We start from the raw sequence: 16002 nt of genomic DNA on the forward strand, positions 1-16002 counted from the left end.
AACGTGAATACTGGATTAGATTCAAGACGCTGAAAGCGCAATAGGGGCAGTAGAGCTAAATTTGTGGTGTCTAAGCCAACAAATCAAACTCCTCGCCCCTATGCAGTCGCAAATTTCCGAAGAAAAACTCATTGAACTCTTCATTGCAGTCGATGATTTTGTCAATCTATTTGATCAATGGCTGGCCAGTCGGGCTTTAGCCCCCACTCGCCAGCCAACCCGACAGCCTGAGTTAAGCAACAGCGAAATCATCACTATCCTGGTCTATTATCATCACTCAGGCTACAAAAACTTTCAATACTATTATCAGCGGTTAGTTCAAACTCAAATGCCTACCTACTTCCCCCGGCTTGTTACTTATCAGCGATTTATCGACTTGCTACCCCGGCAGGTAGCCACCATCCATGTGCTGACCAAATACCTATGTCTGCTTAGCAAACGGACCGGTTGCTATTTCGCCGATAGCAAGAAACTGCCCGTCTGTGACAACCGCCGTATTCATTTCCATCGGGTCTTCAAAGACATCGCTAGCCGGGGCAAATCATCAACAGGCTGGTTTTACGGTCTCAAATTACACTTGGTTATCAATCAGTTAGGTCAGGTTATGAATTTTCTCCTTACGCCTGCCAGCGTCTCCGACAATAACGAAACAGTCTTGGGTCGGCTCTTGGGAAGCCTAACCGGCAAATGCTATGCTGACAAAGGCTACATCAGTAAACTCTTCGAGCAGTTTTATCAGCAGGGACTTCATATCATTACTAAAATCCGCAAAAACATGAAGAATTCGGTGATAGATTTAGATGACAAACTGCGGCTTAAAAAGCGGGCCTTAATTGAATCGGTGAATGACATTTTGATGAGCGTGATGGATGTGGATCACAGCCGCCATCGTTCACCGCTGAATGCTATTGTACACACGATGGCGGGCTTAGTGGCCTATCATTTTTACGATACCAAGCCGTCAGTATTTGTTAAACCTGTCTATGCCTAATCCCGTATACACGTTACCTTAAAAAAACGACCGGCTTCGCTTTAAAGCGGCCGGTCGTTTGTATCGAAGGTCGTTACTGCTTATTCAGCCGCAACCACATCAAATTTCACTTTGTGCTTCACTTCCTTATGCAGGTCCAGCGAAGCCTCGTAGGTACCCAGGTTTTTCACATCTTCCACCGTAATTTTCTTCCTGTCGATGTCGAAACCCTTCTCGCGCAGCGCGTCGGCTACCTGGGTGTTAGTCACCCGACCAAAGATTTTGCCACTGTCGCCCGCTTTCGCCGGGATCGTGAGCGTCATCTCACCGATACCATCAGCAATATTCTGGGCGTCGGTCTTCAGTTTTTCGGCTTTGTGAGCCGCCTGACGAATGTTCTCGGCAACGATCTTCTTATTGGAGTCGGTTGCCATCATCGCATACCCCTGAGGAATCAGGTAATTGCGTCCGTAACCGGGCTTCACCGCTACGGTGTCGTTCTTATAGCCCAGGCCGGCAATATCGGTTTTTAAAATGATATTCATTTTTTGAAAGGTTTTCGGTTTACTGGTTTCGGTTTTCAGTTGCGCGATGCGGTTTCACCAATGCGAAAGCCCACCATAAACCACAAACCGAAAACTGTAAACTATTTTAGTGAATCGCCTACGTAAGGCAGGATGGCTAAATGACGAGCGCGTTTGACAGCCTGGGCCACTTTGCGCTGGTTTTTCAGGGTCGTTCCGGTTAGCCGACGGGGCAGGATTTTGCCCTGCTCGTTCAGCAGTTTAAGCAGGAAGTTACCATCCTTATAGTCGATGTATTTGATGCCGGCTTTCTTGAAGCGGTCGTATTTTTTGCGGTTCTCGGTTTTCGAGACGGATTCGTTTTGCAGACTCATGATTACTTGGCCTCCCCGGCGTTTTCGGTTTGTTTTTTCTTACCCACTAAGCCATTGCGCTTTTTGTCGTTGTAGGCAACAGCGTGCTTATCGAGCGAAATCGTCAGGTGACGAATGATGCGCTCATCACGGAGGTACTCTGTATTGAGTTTCTCGATGATCGTGCCGGGGGCCTTGAACTCGAAGAGTTGGTAGTAACCCGTGTTCTTGTGCTGTATTGGATAGGCCAGTTTGCGAAGGCCCATATGGTCTTCATGAATAAGCTCCGCACCGTTGTCGGTCAGCACTGCACGGAACTTATCAACGGCGTCCTTCATCTGAGCATCAGATAAAACGGGAGTTAAAATGAACACCGTCTCGTAGTTATTAGGAAACATTGTTTGTAATTGGTTTGAAATGAGGGCGCAAAGGTACGAAAAAAAAGCATGGGGTCAAGGGCCAAAGGTAAAAAACTGCTACCTTATACCATTAACCCCATGCTCCGTAACGGCTCCTACTTAATGGCGAACTCGCCTTCACCAATGCGGAATCCTTCGCTGTAGACTTCGATGTTGTACTTGCCCGGGTTGAAACGCTGCCCACCCCGACCGTAAAAGAAGTCGATGCGCTGGCGGCTGTTGTCAAAATTGAAACGCTGCATAGCCGTGTAAGTCATACCCTGTCCGTTATAAGTGAACTCGCCAGACCCCGTTGCCATATCGGAGATGACGGCTCCGCTGGGGTCCAGAACGCGTATATACACCACTTTCTCATCTTTTTTAGCCAGACCGTTAGGGGCTAACAACACAGATATATGAATTTTATCGGTCTTTTTTGCTTTATAAGTGCCCCCGTCATTTTCCTTCCCCCGTGTGTTAACACTATTAACCGTAACGGCTTCGGCCCTTAATGCGGCTGCTATAGACACTTTTTCGGCAAGTTCCTGATTTTTTGTCGTGACCGACATGACCGAGTCACTCAGGGATTGTCTTTCAGCTTTCAGGCCACTGTTTTCCTCCGCCAATGCTTCGTTCTGCTGCGTCAGCACACCATTTTCTTCCTTCAATCGGGCTATTTCCTGGTCTTTCTGGGCCAGGATAGCCTGATAATTGCGGATTTTCTGATTGTACTTTTTCTGGTCGAATGTGCCAACGTTCCTTAGTTCACGCTTGTCTTTTTCCAGTTGCGTTTTCACTTTCATGAGTGAATCGATGTTACCGCCCAATCGCTGAATTTCAGCGATCTTGGAGTCCAACTGGGCCGATATGGAGTCGAGTTTAGTTTTTGCAATCAGCACTTCCTCCGTTTTGGCCACAATCGTGGCATCTTTTGTTTTGTTTTCCTGCTTCTCCTGGTAGTAGAAATACAGCAGCAGTAAATTAAGGGCCGCCAGAATGAATAGGGCCGCTAACAAGTAACTACGACTATTATTTTGGGGTTGTGGTCGGGGTTCCATGGGTGTCATCAATTAAACAGACGGGTTACGCTTGAAATCTTTACCAGAACTAAAGTGCTGGGTAATTTATTATCCCTTTAGCTGGTTAGCGGCCAAAAAACACAACAAAACGTGTGGTTGTTACCCCTAACTTTGCACAATAATACTAAAACAGGGCCATAAAGGTGCTACGGAAGGCAGTATGATTGCGGATACCATTCAACAGATCGAGCGTCAGTTAGCCGGTAAAGCGGCCCTGATTGCCGTCACAAAAACGAAGCCCGTTGCGCTGTTGCAAGAAGCGTACGACGCCGGTTGTCGGCAGTTTGGAGAAAATAAAGTGCAGGAAATGGCCGAAAAGCAACCTCAGTTGCCGGCCGATGTACAGTGGCATATAATTGGTCACCTGCAAACCAACAAGGTTAAATATATCGCCCCTTTCGTGGCCCTGATCCAGTCGGTAGATAGTCTCCGGTTGTTGCAGGAGATCGATAAACAGGCTGCCCGGTATAATCGAACGATCGACTGCCTGCTTCAGATTTACATTGCCGACGAAGAGACCAAATTTGGTCTCTCGGCCGATGAGGCCGAAGCACTGCTCGCTGATAATGCGTTGGATGAGTTATCAAACATCCGGATTATCGGGTTAATGGGGCTAGCCACCAATACCGACGATCAGGAGCAGGTTCGGCAGGAGTTCAGGGGGTTAAAAGCCCTGTACGATAAACTGGCCCAAATTCAGCGATCCATGATTCAGTTCAGCGAGCTGTCGATGGGTATGAGTGGCGATTATCTGCTGGCCGTTGAGGAAGGCAGCACGATGGTCCGGGTTGGGAGTGCTATTTTTGGGAGTAGAAACTGAAATCCTATGAAATTCTTTATTCAGGCTGGCGCTATACTTGGCTTATTAGGGGTAGCACTGGGCGCGTTTGGTGCGCATGCGCTCAAAAACATGCTCGAAGCAACGGGTCGGGGAGATACCTTCGAAACGGCGGTAAAGTACCAGTTTTATCATGCCTTTGCGCTGGTACTGGTGGGCTTGCTCATGCACACATTCGGTAACAATCCTACTATAGTGAAATTGCTTAACTGGGCAGGCTATTCATTTCTGGGGGGCGTTATTATCTTTTCCGGCTCGCTGTATATCCTCTGTTTCACGGGTATTACGTGGCTCGGTGCCATCACGCCCATTGGCGGTCTGGCCATGATTATTGGCTGGGCGCTGGTGCTGTGGGCGTTTGTTTAGAATGATGAGTCATAAATGATGAATGATGAATGGGTCTCCGGAGCGATTATGAGTAAGTCCGGTTCAGCTCATTAATCATTCATAATTTATCATTCATCATTCATTACCTATCTTTGTCTTTTTATTCTGAGAATAATGCAAACTAATGTAGCGGCTGAAACCGCCCGTCGGCGGACATTCGCCATTATCAGTCACCCGGATGCCGGTAAAACTACCCTGACCGAAAAGCTCCTGCTGTTTGGTGGAGCAATCCAGACGGCCGGGGCGGTAAAATCGAACAAAATAAAGAAGACGGCTACCTCCGATTTCATGGAAATCGAGAAGCAGCGGGGTATCTCCGTGGCTACGTCGGTTATGACGTTTGACTACGACAACTTGAAAATTAATATTCTCGATACACCTGGTCACAAAGACTTTGCGGAAGATACCTACCGTACACTGACGGCTGTCGACAGTGTTATACTGGTTATCGACTGCGTAAAAGGTGTTGAGGAACAAACCGAACGGCTGATGGAAGTTTGCCGGATGCGGGACACGCCGGTTATCATCTTTATCAACAAACTCGACCGTGAGGGGCGTAATCCGTTCGACCTGCTGGACGAACTGGAAGAGAAGCTGAACATTCGGGTGCGGCCTATGACCTGGCCCGTCAATATGGGTTCTGACTTTAAAGGGGTATACAGCCTTATCGAGAAAAAGTTATATTTCTTCAAAGCCAACAAAACGAAAGTTGAAGCCGACGTACTGCCCATTGACTTGGCCGATGATTTGCTCGACGAGAAAGTAGGCGCCCGTGATGCGGCCCAGCTTCGGGAAGATGTTGACCTGATTGATGGGGTGTATGACTCCTTCGAGCGGCAGGCGTATCTGGATGGCCAGCTGGCTCCCGTATTTTTTGGGTCGGCGGTCAATAACTTCGGGGTGAAAGAACTGCTCGAAGGGTTTTGCAACATTTCCCCCGAACCCATTGCCCGCCCAACCGATAAGCGTGAGGTGCAGCCGGATGAAAAAAATTTCAGCGGCTTTGTCTTCAAAATCCACGCGAATCTGGACCCGCGCCACCGCGACCGTATTGCGTTTCTACGCATCTGTTCGGGGGTGTTTGAGCGGGGGAAATTTTACCACCATACGCGGCTGGATAAAAACGTGCGCTTTGCCAGTCCATTCAGTTTTATGGCTGATAGCAAAAGCGTAGTGGAAGAAGGCTTCCCCGGCGATGTGGTTGGGCTTTACGATACGGGCACCTTCAAAATTGGCGATACGCTGACCGAAGGGGAGGAGTTACAGTTTCAGGGAATACCCAGTTTCTCCCCCGAAATTTTCAAGGAACTCGTCAACCTGGACCCCATGAAATCCAAGCAACTGGACAAGGGTATTCAGCAATTGACGGATGAGGGCGTAGCGCAGTTGTTCACGCTTGAACTGGGTAATCGTAAAATCGTTGGTACCGTAGGGGAACTTCAGTTTGAAGTTATTCAGTACCGTCTGGAGAATGAATACGGCGCCAAGTGCCGGTGGGTGCCGCTTAACTACACCAAAGCCTGCTGGATTACGGCGGAAGACCCGGCAAAACTGGCGGAGTTCATCCGGCTGAAAGGAAACCAGATTGCCTATGACAAAGACCAGAATCCGGTTTTTCTGGCCGAATCGGACTGGATGCTCCGCATGAACCAGCAAAACAACCCGGACGTAACGTTCCATTTAACGTCGGAATTTAAGGTGGCTGCCTAGAACCACTATTCCTGGCTATTTTGGGCTATTGACAAAACTCATTGCGGTCGAATCAGTTACTACAGGTATAACTCACGTTAAACGGATAATACCCATGACAAACTTACTCGCTGCGGCTGCTGTCGTTCTGCTGTGTGCCGGAACGGTCAGTGCCCAACAAAAACCAGCCAAGACCAAGACGAAATCGATGGCCGGGGCTCCAACCAAAAATGAAGTGATGCGCTCAAACCCATCCGCCCAAAATACGCACGATGGTACGGATGGGGTGTCGGCCGGGGTGGGAGGGGTTCCCGCTGGTACGGGCTTAACAAACGATCAGAACCAGGGTATTCGCAGTGGCTCAACAACGGGTACAACGAAAGTAGACGCGCGAAGCAGTACCCGGACCGGCGCTTCGTCAGTGAAGGCCAAAAAGAAGGCACCGAAGTCCGGCGATAATTAATTTTCAACCGGTTCAAGCGTTACTGATACTAAAAAAAGCCTCCCGTGTGGAGGCTTTTTCGGTATATAAATGGAATGAAAAAAGGACAATCGTGCTACATTACCCGACCTGAATTCTCGCTGACAAAAGCACCCCAGGCACCCTTTTTATTCTTCTTGCCCGGAGCAACCGGCAGAGCGTTTTCGTGGAAGTGATGGCATATAGCGATGGCCAGCGCATCGGTAGCGTCGAAAAACTTCGGGTCCAGGTCTTGCCTGAGCAGATGTCCAACCATCTGTGATACCTGCTCTTTAGAAGCATTACCATTGCCCGTAACCGACTGCTTGATGCGCCGGGGCGCATACTCAACAATGGGAATATTGCGCGACAGGGCTGCCGCCATCACAACGCCCTGTGCGCGGCCCAACTTGAGCATAGCCTGCACGTTTTTACCGAAAAAAGGATCTTCGATGGACATCTCATCCGGGTGGTGTTCGTCAATCAGGCGCAGGATGGTTTCATAGAGTTTCTGGAGCTTGAGTTGGTAGGTGCTATATTTGCTCAACTGAACCACGCCGTACTGAATCATACTCATAACGCCCCCCGATACGGAGATGATGCCGTAACCGGCAACCATCGTGCCGGGGTCTACGCCCAGAATAATTTTCTCTTTGGTAGGATCAACGGGCTTGGGCGTTATAATCATGGATACGGTGTTGGGTCTTTTACAAAGTAACGTGTTCTCATCTGTTTTGTCGCGGAATTCGGGTAAAAAAATCATTTTCTGGGCTAAAATTGCCGTTTTTTCGCTGCTGCTGGTTTACATCGGTTACGTGCTGCGTCAACAGCCGTTCGACTGGGCCAGGCTGCAGACGCAGTTACGCACCGTTGAACACCCCGAATGGTGGGCCAGTGGTTTGCTCTTGCTTACGCCCCTAAACTGGGGGCTCGAAGCCCTGAAATGGTGGATACTGCTCCAGCGCGTGGAAAAGACGTCGTTTAGGGCAGCCTACAGTGGGGTGCTGGCGGGTGTTTCGCTGGGATTTGCGCTACCTGCCCAACTGGGCGATACTGCCGGACGGGTGCTGTCCCTGCGTGATGGCAAACGAAGTTCCGCTATTGGAGCCTCACTGGTGTCGGGGGGGATGCAGTTTTATGTGGCACTGGTCATGGGAACCGTAGCCTGGGCGCACCACTTAAGTCTGGTACCCGACCGCGCCAGCCCGGCTGGCCGATGGCTGCTGGTACTACTGGGTATGCTATCGCTGGGGGGCGTGGTATTCGGACTCATCCGAATGCGGCTGGTACACTGGTTGTCGGGCCGGGCCGGGTTAAACCGCTTTGCCACCTACTGGAACGTAGCCGGGTTGTACTCAGACCGCGAAATAGCACTGGCACTGCTGGTCGCCACGGCTCGGTATGGGGTATTTGCCATCCAATTTTATCTCGCCATGCGGATTGTGGGCATACACATGGTACCGGATGTAGCCGCGTCAGGTATCGGGCTGGTTTTTCTGGTTAAAACCGTAACGCCCGCGTTTAACCTGCTAAGTGATCTGGGCGTTCGCGAAGCAGCTGCCTTGTGGGTATTTGCGCCCTTCGGTCCATCGGTTCAGGTGCTTATCACGGCTACCCTGCTGCTCTGGTTCACTAATATTCTGATGCCGGTACTAATTGGCCTGTACTGGGTCTGGAAACTTAAACTAACTGCCGAATGACCTTATCTCTGTTGGCCGTTAGCCTGCTGTATGCCTTTTTTACCTTCTTGCTGTGGATGACCTGGCTCCGTATGCCCGCCTTCGTTCCTGATATTCCCGGCACGGGGAGCCCGCGTATTACGGTTATCATCCCGGTCCGGAATGAAGCGTCAACCATTGGTAATCTGCTGGACGATTTGAGTAAGCAGACCTTCCGCCAGTTCGAGGTGATTGTAGCGGATGATGCCTCAACGGATAACACCGGGCAGCTTGTCCGGCAGTATGCCGAACAGGCATCTTTCGTCCTGCATCCGCTTTCGCTGCGTGAGGAGCGTACCGCATCCCCCAAGAAACGCGCCATTACCCAAAGTATCGCACAAGCCACGGGCGACCTTATCGTGACAACCGATGGCGACTGTCGGGTTGGTCCCGAATGGCTGGCGACGATTGCTGCGTTTTATACCCGAACGGGTGCCAAACTTATTTCGGGACCGGTAACCTTTACGGATGAACACGGCGTGTTCGATACGCTGCAAACGGTGGAGTTCGCCAGTTTAATCGGTTCTGGTGCCTGTACGATGCGGCTGGGGTACCCAACTATGTGCAATGGAGCCAACCTGTGTTACGAAAAAAAGGTCTTTACGGAAGTGGGTGGTTTTGCCGGGGTTGACCATCTGGCGTCGGGTGATGATGAATTTCTGATGCACAAAATTGCCTCCCGGTATCCGGATGGTGTTCGTTTTTTGAAGCATGCGGGATCGATTGTCCGCACCGGGTCGCACCGGTCGTGGGGGGCGTTCTACAGCCAGCGAAAACGATGGGCCAGCAAATGGAAAGCATATGCCAGTTACGGGCCATCGGTGCTGGCTGTATTTATCTTCCTGAGTAATGCCGCCCCCATTGTGAGCATACTGGGCTGGGCAGGCGGCTATCTAACCGGAAAAACGGTGCTGATGGTACTGGGGCTGAAAATAATTCCTGAATTCCTGTTCCTGCACCGGATACTCGTTTTCCTGCAAAAAAGATCCGCCGTCTGGGGCATCCCGTTTACGCAGTTGATTTACCCGCTTTACGTGCTTTTTTTTGGTCTGGCCGCTCAGGGGAAAGGCTATACCTGGAAAGACCGTCGGCTTACCTGAAAAGCCTAACGGTGGGGTTGTACGTTGTAACGCAACGACAGACTTTAGAAGAGAATCTTGACCATTAACGTAGCCAGAAGAATGGCAACAGCAAGGACTGCCGACCAAGTGATTGTGTTAACTACGTCGATGGATAAAATAAAGCGTTGCATGTAAAAGTTTAATTGTAATAACTCGAGTGCAAACTTAATGTATCTACATGTAAATAGGAAACATACTTAAAGTTATCATGCAGTGATATTTATTAAAATGTGGTTAATTCATAGTTATAAATAACTATGAATTAACCACATTTTAATAAAGTTGATTGGAATGTTGTAATCTATTCAACTGCCTTTTCGGCATTTGTAAGTGAGTTTACACTTGATAGCCCGGCTCATAGGTAGCCCGGTAATCGGTAGACCATAGTACGATTATAGTACACCCGATGAAACGGAAATCAGTTTTGAGCAGGCCACCCAAACGTGTACCGCGTAAGCTGGTCTTTATTTATAAGTAGATTATTCTCACCTTTGAAATAAGGATTGGGAAGAAAACCCTGTCCGAAAGAATCTGTCCAGTATCAGCCAGTAGCCGTTTACCTATGATTTTTCTTCACAAGTCCAACTTTCTATTCCGGACGATCTATCCCGAATGCTGGTGGAAGATTGTGGATGAGTCCGAACCAACGATTTATCTGACGTTTGATGACGGACCTATCCCGGACGTGACGGAGTTTGTGCTGGAGCAGCTGGATAGGTTTTCAGCACAGGCTACATTTTTTTGCATTGGCGATAACGTCCGCAAGCATCGGGAGGTGTTGTACCGGGTGCTTGAAGCGGGGCATATGGTCGGGAATCACACATTTAATCACTTGAATGGCTGGAAAACGGAGGATGCCGTTTATCTGGAAAATATTCAGCAGTGTCAGGACTTGCTGGGTGTAGAAACGTCCTTATTTCGTCCCCCCTATGGCCGGATTAAAAAGACGCAGGCGGCTCGGGTGATGGAACACTACTCCATTGTTATGTGGGATGTGCTGACGGGTGATTTTGATACGAAACTATCCCCCGACGTGTGTCTGAAGAAAACAATTCAATACACCAAACCCGGCTCTATCGTGGTCTTTCACGATAGTTTGAAAGCCTGGCCAACCATGCGGTTCGTGCTGCCCCGTATGCTGGACCATTTTGCCCGGCAAGGGTATTCGTTTCGTGCCGTTCCACAACCCATTTATGCTGGCTATTAGCCCCCCTGACCAGCAATACCCGCTGGTCAGTATCCTGATTGCCGCCCGCAACGAAGAAGCCATAATAGGTGCCTGCCTGCGGGCAGTCGGCCAGCTCCACTACCCGGCCAATTCCATTGATGTGCTTATTGGCAATGACCAGTCTACCGACCAGACTGCCACACTGGTTGCCGGGTTTGTGCGGGATAACCCCGCTTTTCGGCTGATTGACAGCACGGAATCAGTGGCTGGGCTGGCCGGTAAAGCCAACGTGCTGGCGCAACTGGCCCGTCAGGCCAATGGGCAATACCTGTTTTTTACGGATGCCGACACGCAGGTGTCACCGGACTGGCTTACCGAAATGCTGCGCTCGTTTACCGGCAATACCGGGGTGGTAACGGGGGTTACGCTACCAGAAGGCCCATCAGTATTTCATAAACTACAAACCCTGGATTGGCTGTATAATCTGACCCTCACGCATCTGGTCGGTAGCGTAGGTATGCCCATTACGGCAATGGGCAACAATATGGCGGTCAGTAAAGAAGCGTACAACGCGGTTGGCGGGTACGAATCGTTACCTTTCTCGGTGACGGAAGACTACACCCTTTTTCGGGCCATTCTGGCGAAAGGATACGGTTTTCAGACCCTGCTTAGTGAATCGGTGCTGGCCCGTACCGAACCGGTTGGTACATTCACCGCATTTTTGCAGCAGCGCAAACGCTGGATGCGGGGTGCTACTGCGTTACCGGGCTGGATAGTAGGCTTTTTGTACGGCAATTACCTGGCCGGTCCCCTGCTTTTGCTGATTGGCTGGTTCTCTCCGGTACTGGCGATTGGGCTATACCTGAGCCGGCTGCTAATTCAAACAATGGTTCTTTCGCTGGGATTGAGCCGACTACGGCAAACCAGATTGTGGCCGTATGCGTTGTTATTTGATGGGTACCAACTCATTATCGGGCCAGTAGCCGTCGTTTATTACTGGCTGCCCACAAAAATTGACTGGAAAGGAAGGAAATACGCATGATACTCATTGACACCCACGCCCATATATACGACCCGCAGTTTGCTGAAGAGGTAACTCATAATGAGGAAGATAACTGGCTGGCTCGGGCCACTGCCCAGCAGATCAGCCAGATATGGATGCCCAACTGCGCCCGCGAAACCATACCGGGACTGATGGCTTTGGCGGAGCAGTACCCCGATCGCTGTCTGCCCATGATGGGCCTGCACCCGTCCTACGTGACGGATACCGTGAAGGAAGAACTGGCGGCTGTAGAAGAAAATCTGAGCCGTCATGCCTTTATGGCTGTGGGCGAAATCGGGCTGGACTTTTACTGGGACATGACCTACGTCGACCAGCAGTTCCGGGCATTTGAAACCCAGTTGCGCTGGGCTTCCGAACAAAAACTACCCGTGTCCATGCATACCCGCTCCGGCCACGACCGAAACGCGTTTCAGGAAGCCGCTGATTTGATCGGAAAACTGGCATTACCCAATCTAACGGGTATTTTTCATTGTTTTGTCGGCACCCTCGACGAAGCCAGGCGGGCCATCGACATGGGCTTTAAGCTGGGGATTGGGGGAGTCAGCACATTCAAAAATGGCGGGCTCGATACAGTACTACCACATATTGGACTGGAGCACCTGGTGCTCGAAACCGATTCGCCCTACCTGGCCCCCGTACCATATCGGGGTAAACGCAACGAGCCCGCTTATCTACGTTTAATTGCCCAGCGCGTGGCCGACCTGAAACAGGTGAATGTAGACGAAGTGGCCCGGCATACGACGGCCAATGCCCTGGACTTGCTCCCCGCCCTGTACACCAATTTGCTGCCGGGATAGCGTACGTTCACTGAATTATCTCGTCGCGACGTTACCTTTACTGCATGATACCCACCGCCAGTATACCTCTTTCCAAGGCCAAAACGCCGATGATACGCCCGCGTTTCGATGATATATTCATGGATCTGGCCGTCAATCTGGCCAAGCGGTCGCACTGCATCAAGGCGCAGGTAGGCGCGGTGCTGGCCCGCGAAACCCGCATCATCTCCATTGGCTACAATGGCCCGCCCGCCGGAACCCACAACTGCGACGAAGAATTTCCCGAAACGGGCTGCCCCCGCGACTCGAAAGGGTCCTGTTCGCTGGCCCTGCATGCGGAACAGAACGCAATATTGTACGCAGCTAAAAATGGCTCCGAGATTGAAGGAGCTACGATTTACGTTACCCTGTCGCCCTGTATTGCCTGCGCCCGGATTATCTACAGCATGAAAATAGCCCGGGTGGTTTACCTGAACTCCTACGCGGAATACAAAGGAATACCGTCTGACGAAGGAGTCGATTTCCTGCGCCGGTTTGGGGTCACGGTCGAACGGTATGTGGCGGGCGTGGATGCCCCTGTAGAACAATCGGCACCATGAATATCCTGGCCCATGCCTACCTGTCGGACCGGCAACCGGGGCTGGTCATCGGCAATTTCATGGGTGATTTTATCAAGGGTAATCCCGAAAGTCCGCGCCATGATCTCACCCCTGCAGAGGTGGCAGGCGTTCGCCTGCACCGGGCTATCGACACATTTACCGATGCCCATCCGGCTGTAGCGGCCGTGCGGGACTTGCTCCACCCACGCTGTCACAAATACGCCGGGGCGGCAGTCGACATTTTTTTCGATCATTTTCTGGCAGTCAATTTTCAGGAATTAACCGGTGAGCCACTGTCCGAATTTGTTCCGGATTTCTACCACGTCCTGACCGAAAATGCCCCCCGACTGCCCCCCGCTGCCGAACGTATGGCCGGGTACATGATTCGGCAGGACTGGCTGACAAATTATCAGTTTACCGAAGGCATCGACCGCTCCCTCAAAGGCGTATCCCGCCGAACGGCTTACCCGTCGGGGCTGGACACGGCCATTATTGATTTTACGGGGTATTACGATCAGATTTCCGGGCATTTCTCGCTTTTCTGGCCTGCCCTGGTTGCCCATTGCCAGCAAACGCGCACGTTGCTGCTGAGTCGCCTGTAAAGAAGTGAATTCAGTTGAACGACTGCCTGAATTCGAGCGGAGAGAGGTGGGTTTTACTCTTGAATAACTTGTTGAATGACTGTGGGTATTCAAACCCCAACTGGTACGCTATTTCACTGACAGACAGTGTCGTTGTCGATAGTATCTCTTTGGCCTTCTCAATCAGTTTATTGTGGATGTGCTGCTGGGTACTCTGCCCGGTCAGTTTCCGCAGCATATCGCTCAGGTAATTGGGCGAAACGTGCAGAGTGTCGGATATGTACTGAACCGTGGGTAATCCAGCCCGGGCCGGATTGCCTGTTACCTGTACTTTTTCCAGGTCAAAACAGTCCGTCAGAATCGCTTCCAGCTTGGTCAGTATATCATGGCTCGCCTGTTTGCGGGTAATAAACTGGCGGTTGTAGAATCGGTTGGCGTAGTTGAGCAACAGTTCGATGTGCGATATGATTACGTCCTGCGTGTAGCCGTCAATGCTGGATCGGTATTCCTGAAGAATATTCTGAAAAATAGTTGCTGTCAGTGCTTCTTCTTTTTCAGACAGATGCAGCGCTTCATTGACTGCGTACGAAAAATAGCCGTGATCTTTAATGCTTTTGGCCAGTGTATAGTGCTGGATGAAGTCGGGGTGAATGACCAGCCACCACCCGGATAGGGACATGTCTTCCGGCGTAATGGTTGAAATCACCTGCCCCGGTGAAAAAAAGGTCATTATCCCCTCGTCGAAATCGTAGTAGTTCTGCCCGTACTTCATTGTCCCGTCAAACCCTTTCTTGATACAGATTGAGTAGAAGTTATAAATTACGCTGGTCAGGCTTTCATCGAAGTGGCAGGTTACATCCCCCAGATTGATGACGCTGACCAGAGGATGCTCTGGCTTAGGTAAGCCCAGTATCCGGTGCAACTCTGAAATAGAGTTGATAACGTGAGGAGGATTCGTCGTTTTTTTCATCGTAGTCGATTAGCAGGCACCAGAAAAAGGTACTAACACCTTTTCCTGGTGCCGGTATTGAGGCTTATAAACCAACCATGGACATACCGGCGGCATCGTAGCGATCACCAGTCGATACGCCAAGCGGTACAATAGCTTCCAGTTGGGCCAGTTCTTCGGTGGTCAGGGTTATACCGGAGGCCGCTATATTTTCTTCCACGTAGTTACGGCGTTTAGTGCCTGGAATAGGAACAAACCCTTTGGTAATGATCCAGGCAATGGCCAGTTGCGGGGCCGATATTCCTTTTGTTTCAGCCAGTTGTTTGATTGCCTTCACCAGGTCAATGTTTTTGTAAAACTGTTCACCCTGAAAACGGGGAATGCTCAGCCGGAAATCGTTCTCCGGAAAATCGCCCGGCGTTTTTATTTCGCCGGAAAGAAATCCCCGGCCCACGGGTGAATACGCTACAAACCCTATTCCCAGTTCCCGCAGCGTGTCCAGAATGCCCTGTTCCTCAACGCTGCGTTCAAACAGGGAGTACTCGGTTTGTACGGCCGTCAGCGGATGAATCTGGTGTGCCTTCCGTATAGTGGCCGATGACACTTCCGACAGGCCGATATAGCCGACTTTCCCTTCCTTCACCAACCCGGCCATTGCCCCAACTGTCTCTTCAATAGGCGTGTTCGGGTCCAGCCGGTGCAGGTAGTACAGGTCGATATAATCGGTGCCCAGGTTCTTCAGGGAGCGTTCAACGGCTTTTCTGACGTAATCCGGCTGGCCATTTATCCGCCAGGTTAGTTGTTCATTGTCGTCAATTTCATACCCGAATTTAGTCGCGATGATGTAACGGCTTCGGTTCCCTTTAATAGCTTTGGCTACCAGCCGTTCGTTGGCCAGGGGACCGTATAAATCGGCCGTGTCTAAAAAGTTGCCGCCCAGCTCCAGCGACCGATGAATGGTCGCGATTGCTTCCGTCTCGTCTGCTTTGCCATAAATATCCATGCCGGCAATTTTGGTCATTCCCATACAGCCAAGCCCTACGTTCGGGACGAGGAGTCCCTGGCCGCCCAGTTTTGTTTGTTGAATACTACTAGTCATCTGTGTGCTTTTTTTGTGTTTTAACGCTACAAAGGTCAATAAGTCCGAAAACAGAAAGGTAGCCCAATCTCTTGATGTTGTATCCATAATGGGGCGGGTACCTATCGGCCGGGTGCGTTTCTCGTTGGAAAGGTAAAATCTTAGGGATAAAGGGATGCGGTAGTGGCTAAACCGTTAATTTTGTGGCACAGACTAAACGAGGTTGCCCGACTAGTGGGTTGGGGCCGCCT

Annotated in this window: 19 protein-coding genes; 12 read left to right on the top strand and 7 right to left on the bottom strand. The window is 50.6% G+C overall.

Going from position 1 to position 16002, the window contains the following annotated elements; translation table 11 throughout:
• The first annotated feature begins 100 nt into the window (after positions 1–100).
• Positions 101–991, top strand: a complete 891-nt coding sequence (locus tag B156_RS0116310) for an IS982 family transposase (protein ID WP_018620829.1) — start codon at positions 101–103, stop codon at positions 989–991.
• Between the two features lie 80 nt (positions 992–1071).
• Here the strand turns inward: B156_RS0116310 and rplI are convergent, their stop codons facing one another.
• From rplI to B156_RS0116330, 4 genes are all read right to left on the bottom strand, one after another.
• Positions 1072–1515: a 50S ribosomal protein L9 gene (rplI, locus tag B156_RS0116315; protein ID WP_018620830.1), complete on the bottom strand. Its 444-nt coding sequence runs from the start codon at positions 1513–1515 to the stop codon at positions 1072–1074.
• A 101-nt stretch (positions 1516–1616) separates the two neighbouring features.
• Positions 1617–1868: a 30S ribosomal protein S18 gene (rpsR, locus tag B156_RS0116320; RefSeq protein ID WP_018620831.1), complete on the bottom strand. Its 252-nt coding sequence runs from the start codon at positions 1866–1868 to the stop codon at positions 1617–1619.
• A gap of 2 nt (positions 1869–1870) precedes the next feature.
• Positions 1871–2245 (bottom strand): 30S ribosomal protein S6, encoded by a 375-nt coding sequence (rpsF, locus tag B156_RS0116325; RefSeq protein ID WP_018620832.1) that lies wholly within the window; start codon positions 2243–2245, stop codon positions 1871–1873.
• Positions 2246–2361: 116 nt separating this feature from the next.
• Positions 2362–3303: a hypothetical protein gene (locus B156_RS0116330; RefSeq protein ID WP_026260861.1), complete on the bottom strand. Its 942-nt coding sequence runs from the start codon at positions 3301–3303 to the stop codon at positions 2362–2364.
• Between the two features lie 181 nt (positions 3304–3484).
• Here B156_RS0116330 and B156_RS0116335 point away from each other — a divergent pair, with 181 nt between their 5' ends.
• The 4 genes from B156_RS0116335 (at position 3485) to B156_RS0116350 (ending at position 6701) form a co-directional block, all read left to right on the top strand.
• Positions 3485–4144, top strand: a complete 660-nt coding sequence (locus tag B156_RS0116335) for a YggS family pyridoxal phosphate-dependent enzyme (RefSeq protein ID WP_018620834.1) — start codon at positions 3485–3487, stop codon at positions 4142–4144.
• A gap of 6 nt (positions 4145–4150) precedes the next feature.
• On the top strand, positions 4151–4528 hold the full coding sequence (locus tag B156_RS0116340) for a DUF423 domain-containing protein (protein WP_018620835.1): 378 nt from the start codon (positions 4151–4153) through the stop codon (positions 4526–4528).
• Between the two features lie 135 nt (positions 4529–4663).
• Entirely contained in the window at positions 4664–6259 is a 1596-nt protein-coding gene (locus B156_RS0116345) for a peptide chain release factor 3 (protein ID WP_018620836.1), read from the top strand.
• 94 nt (positions 6260–6353) lie between these two features.
• Positions 6354–6701 carry a hypothetical protein gene (locus tag B156_RS0116350; protein WP_018620837.1) on the top strand — a complete coding sequence of 116 codons (348 nt, stop codon included), beginning with the start codon at positions 6354–6356 and terminating at the stop codon, positions 6699–6701.
• A gap of 94 nt (positions 6702–6795) precedes the next feature.
• On the opposite strand, the gene ruvC is transcribed toward B156_RS0116350, so the two are convergent.
• A complete protein-coding gene (ruvC, locus tag B156_RS0116355; protein ID WP_018620838.1) occupies positions 6796–7386 on the bottom strand; it encodes a crossover junction endodeoxyribonuclease RuvC in 591 nt (196 codons plus the stop codon).
• Between the two features lie 46 nt (positions 7387–7432).
• Here ruvC and B156_RS0116360 point away from each other — a divergent pair, with 46 nt between their 5' ends.
• The 7 genes from B156_RS0116360 (at position 7433) to B156_RS0116390 (ending at position 13745) form a co-directional block, all read left to right on the top strand.
• On the top strand, positions 7433–8398 hold the full coding sequence (locus B156_RS0116360; protein ID WP_040585754.1) for a lysylphosphatidylglycerol synthase domain-containing protein: 966 nt from the start codon (positions 7433–7435) through the stop codon (positions 8396–8398).
• Positions 8395–9516: a glycosyltransferase family 2 protein gene (locus tag B156_RS0116365; RefSeq protein WP_018620840.1), complete on the top strand. Its 1122-nt coding sequence runs from the start codon at positions 8395–8397 to the stop codon at positions 9514–9516. The genes B156_RS0116360 and B156_RS0116365 overlap by 4 nt, the downstream gene beginning before the upstream one ends.
• Positions 9517–10099: 583 nt before the next feature.
• Positions 10100–10744 (top strand): polysaccharide deacetylase family protein, encoded by a 645-nt coding sequence (locus tag B156_RS0116370; RefSeq protein WP_018620841.1) that lies wholly within the window; start codon positions 10100–10102, stop codon positions 10742–10744.
• A complete protein-coding gene (locus B156_RS0116375) occupies positions 10731–11747 on the top strand; it encodes a glycosyltransferase family 2 protein (RefSeq protein ID WP_018620842.1) in 1017 nt (338 codons plus the stop codon). The genes B156_RS0116370 and B156_RS0116375 overlap by 14 nt, the downstream gene beginning before the upstream one ends.
• Positions 11744–12565 (top strand): TatD family hydrolase, encoded by an 822-nt coding sequence (locus B156_RS0116380; protein WP_018620843.1) that lies wholly within the window; start codon positions 11744–11746, stop codon positions 12563–12565. Before B156_RS0116375 ends, B156_RS0116380 begins: the two co-directional genes overlap by 4 nt.
• Positions 12566–12654: 89 nt before the next feature.
• Positions 12655–13143 (top strand): deaminase, encoded by a 489-nt coding sequence (locus B156_RS0116385; protein WP_018620844.1) that lies wholly within the window; start codon positions 12655–12657, stop codon positions 13141–13143.
• Positions 13140–13745 carry an acyl carrier protein phosphodiesterase gene (locus B156_RS0116390; protein ID WP_018620845.1) on the top strand — a complete coding sequence of 202 codons (606 nt, stop codon included), beginning with the start codon at positions 13140–13142 and terminating at the stop codon, positions 13743–13745. The genes B156_RS0116385 and B156_RS0116390 overlap by 4 nt, the downstream gene beginning before the upstream one ends.
• A gap of 10 nt (positions 13746–13755) precedes the next feature.
• On the opposite strand, the gene B156_RS0116395 is transcribed toward B156_RS0116390, so the two are convergent.
• Together B156_RS0116395 and B156_RS0116400 are read right to left on the bottom strand one after the other, a co-directional pair.
• On the bottom strand, positions 13756–14694 hold the full coding sequence (locus tag B156_RS0116395; RefSeq protein ID WP_018620846.1) for a helix-turn-helix domain-containing protein: 939 nt from the start codon (positions 14692–14694) through the stop codon (positions 13756–13758).
• A 64-nt stretch (positions 14695–14758) separates the two neighbouring features.
• Positions 14759–15859 (bottom strand): aldo/keto reductase, encoded by a 1101-nt coding sequence (locus B156_RS0116400; protein ID WP_018620847.1) that lies wholly within the window; start codon positions 15857–15859, stop codon positions 14759–14761.
• Between the last annotated feature and the right edge of the window lie 143 nt (positions 15860–16002).

Source organism: Spirosoma luteum DSM 19990 (assembly GCF_000374065.1).
In the GTDB taxonomy this organism is placed as follows: domain Bacteria; phylum Bacteroidota; class Bacteroidia; order Cytophagales; family Spirosomataceae; genus Spirosoma; species Spirosoma luteum.

Bases quoted from the DNA above. Each gene is read 5' to 3' on its own strand.
- B156_RS0116385 (WP_018620844.1), top strand. From the start codon at position 12,655: ATGATACGCCCGCGTTTCGATGATATATTCATGGATCTGGCCGTCAAT.
- B156_RS0116330 (WP_026260861.1), bottom strand. From the start codon at position 3,303: ATGGAACCCCGACCACAACCCCAAAATAATAGTCGTAGTTACTTGTTA.
- rpsR (WP_018620831.1), bottom strand. From the start codon at position 1,868: ATGAGTCTGCAAAACGAATCCGTCTCGAAAACCGAGAACCGCAAAAAA.
- B156_RS0116335 (WP_018620834.1), top strand. From the start codon at position 3,485: ATGATTGCGGATACCATTCAACAGATCGAGCGTCAGTTAGCCGGTAAA.
- B156_RS0116370 (WP_018620841.1), top strand. From the start codon at position 10,100: ATGATTTTTCTTCACAAGTCCAACTTTCTATTCCGGACGATCTATCCC.
- B156_RS0116390 (WP_018620845.1), top strand. From the start codon at position 13,140: ATGAATATCCTGGCCCATGCCTACCTGTCGGACCGGCAACCGGGGCTG.
- B156_RS0116350 (WP_018620837.1), top strand. From the start codon at position 6,354: ATGACAAACTTACTCGCTGCGGCTGCTGTCGTTCTGCTGTGTGCCGGA.
- B156_RS0116375 (WP_018620842.1), top strand. From the start codon at position 10,731: ATGCTGGCTATTAGCCCCCCTGACCAGCAATACCCGCTGGTCAGTATC.
- ruvC (WP_018620838.1), bottom strand. From the start codon at position 7,386: ATGATTATAACGCCCAAGCCCGTTGATCCTACCAAAGAGAAAATTATT.
- B156_RS0116380 (WP_018620843.1), top strand. From the start codon at position 11,744: ATGATACTCATTGACACCCACGCCCATATATACGACCCGCAGTTTGCT.
- rpsF (WP_018620832.1), bottom strand. From the start codon at position 2,245: ATGTTTCCTAATAACTACGAGACGGTGTTCATTTTAACTCCCGTTTTA.
- B156_RS0116395 (WP_018620846.1), bottom strand. From the start codon at position 14,694: ATGAAAAAAACGACGAATCCTCCTCACGTTATCAACTCTATTTCAGAG.
- B156_RS0116340 (WP_018620835.1), top strand. From the start codon at position 4,151: ATGAAATTCTTTATTCAGGCTGGCGCTATACTTGGCTTATTAGGGGTA.
- B156_RS0116310 (WP_018620829.1), top strand. From the start codon at position 101: ATGCAGTCGCAAATTTCCGAAGAAAAACTCATTGAACTCTTCATTGCA.
- B156_RS0116365 (WP_018620840.1), top strand. From the start codon at position 8,395: ATGACCTTATCTCTGTTGGCCGTTAGCCTGCTGTATGCCTTTTTTACC.
- B156_RS0116400 (WP_018620847.1), bottom strand. From the start codon at position 15,859: ATGGATACAACATCAAGAGATTGGGCTACCTTTCTGTTTTCGGACTTA.
- B156_RS0116345 (WP_018620836.1), top strand. From the start codon at position 4,664: ATGCAAACTAATGTAGCGGCTGAAACCGCCCGTCGGCGGACATTCGCC.
- rplI (WP_018620830.1), bottom strand. From the start codon at position 1,515: ATGAATATCATTTTAAAAACCGATATTGCCGGCCTGGGCTATAAGAAC.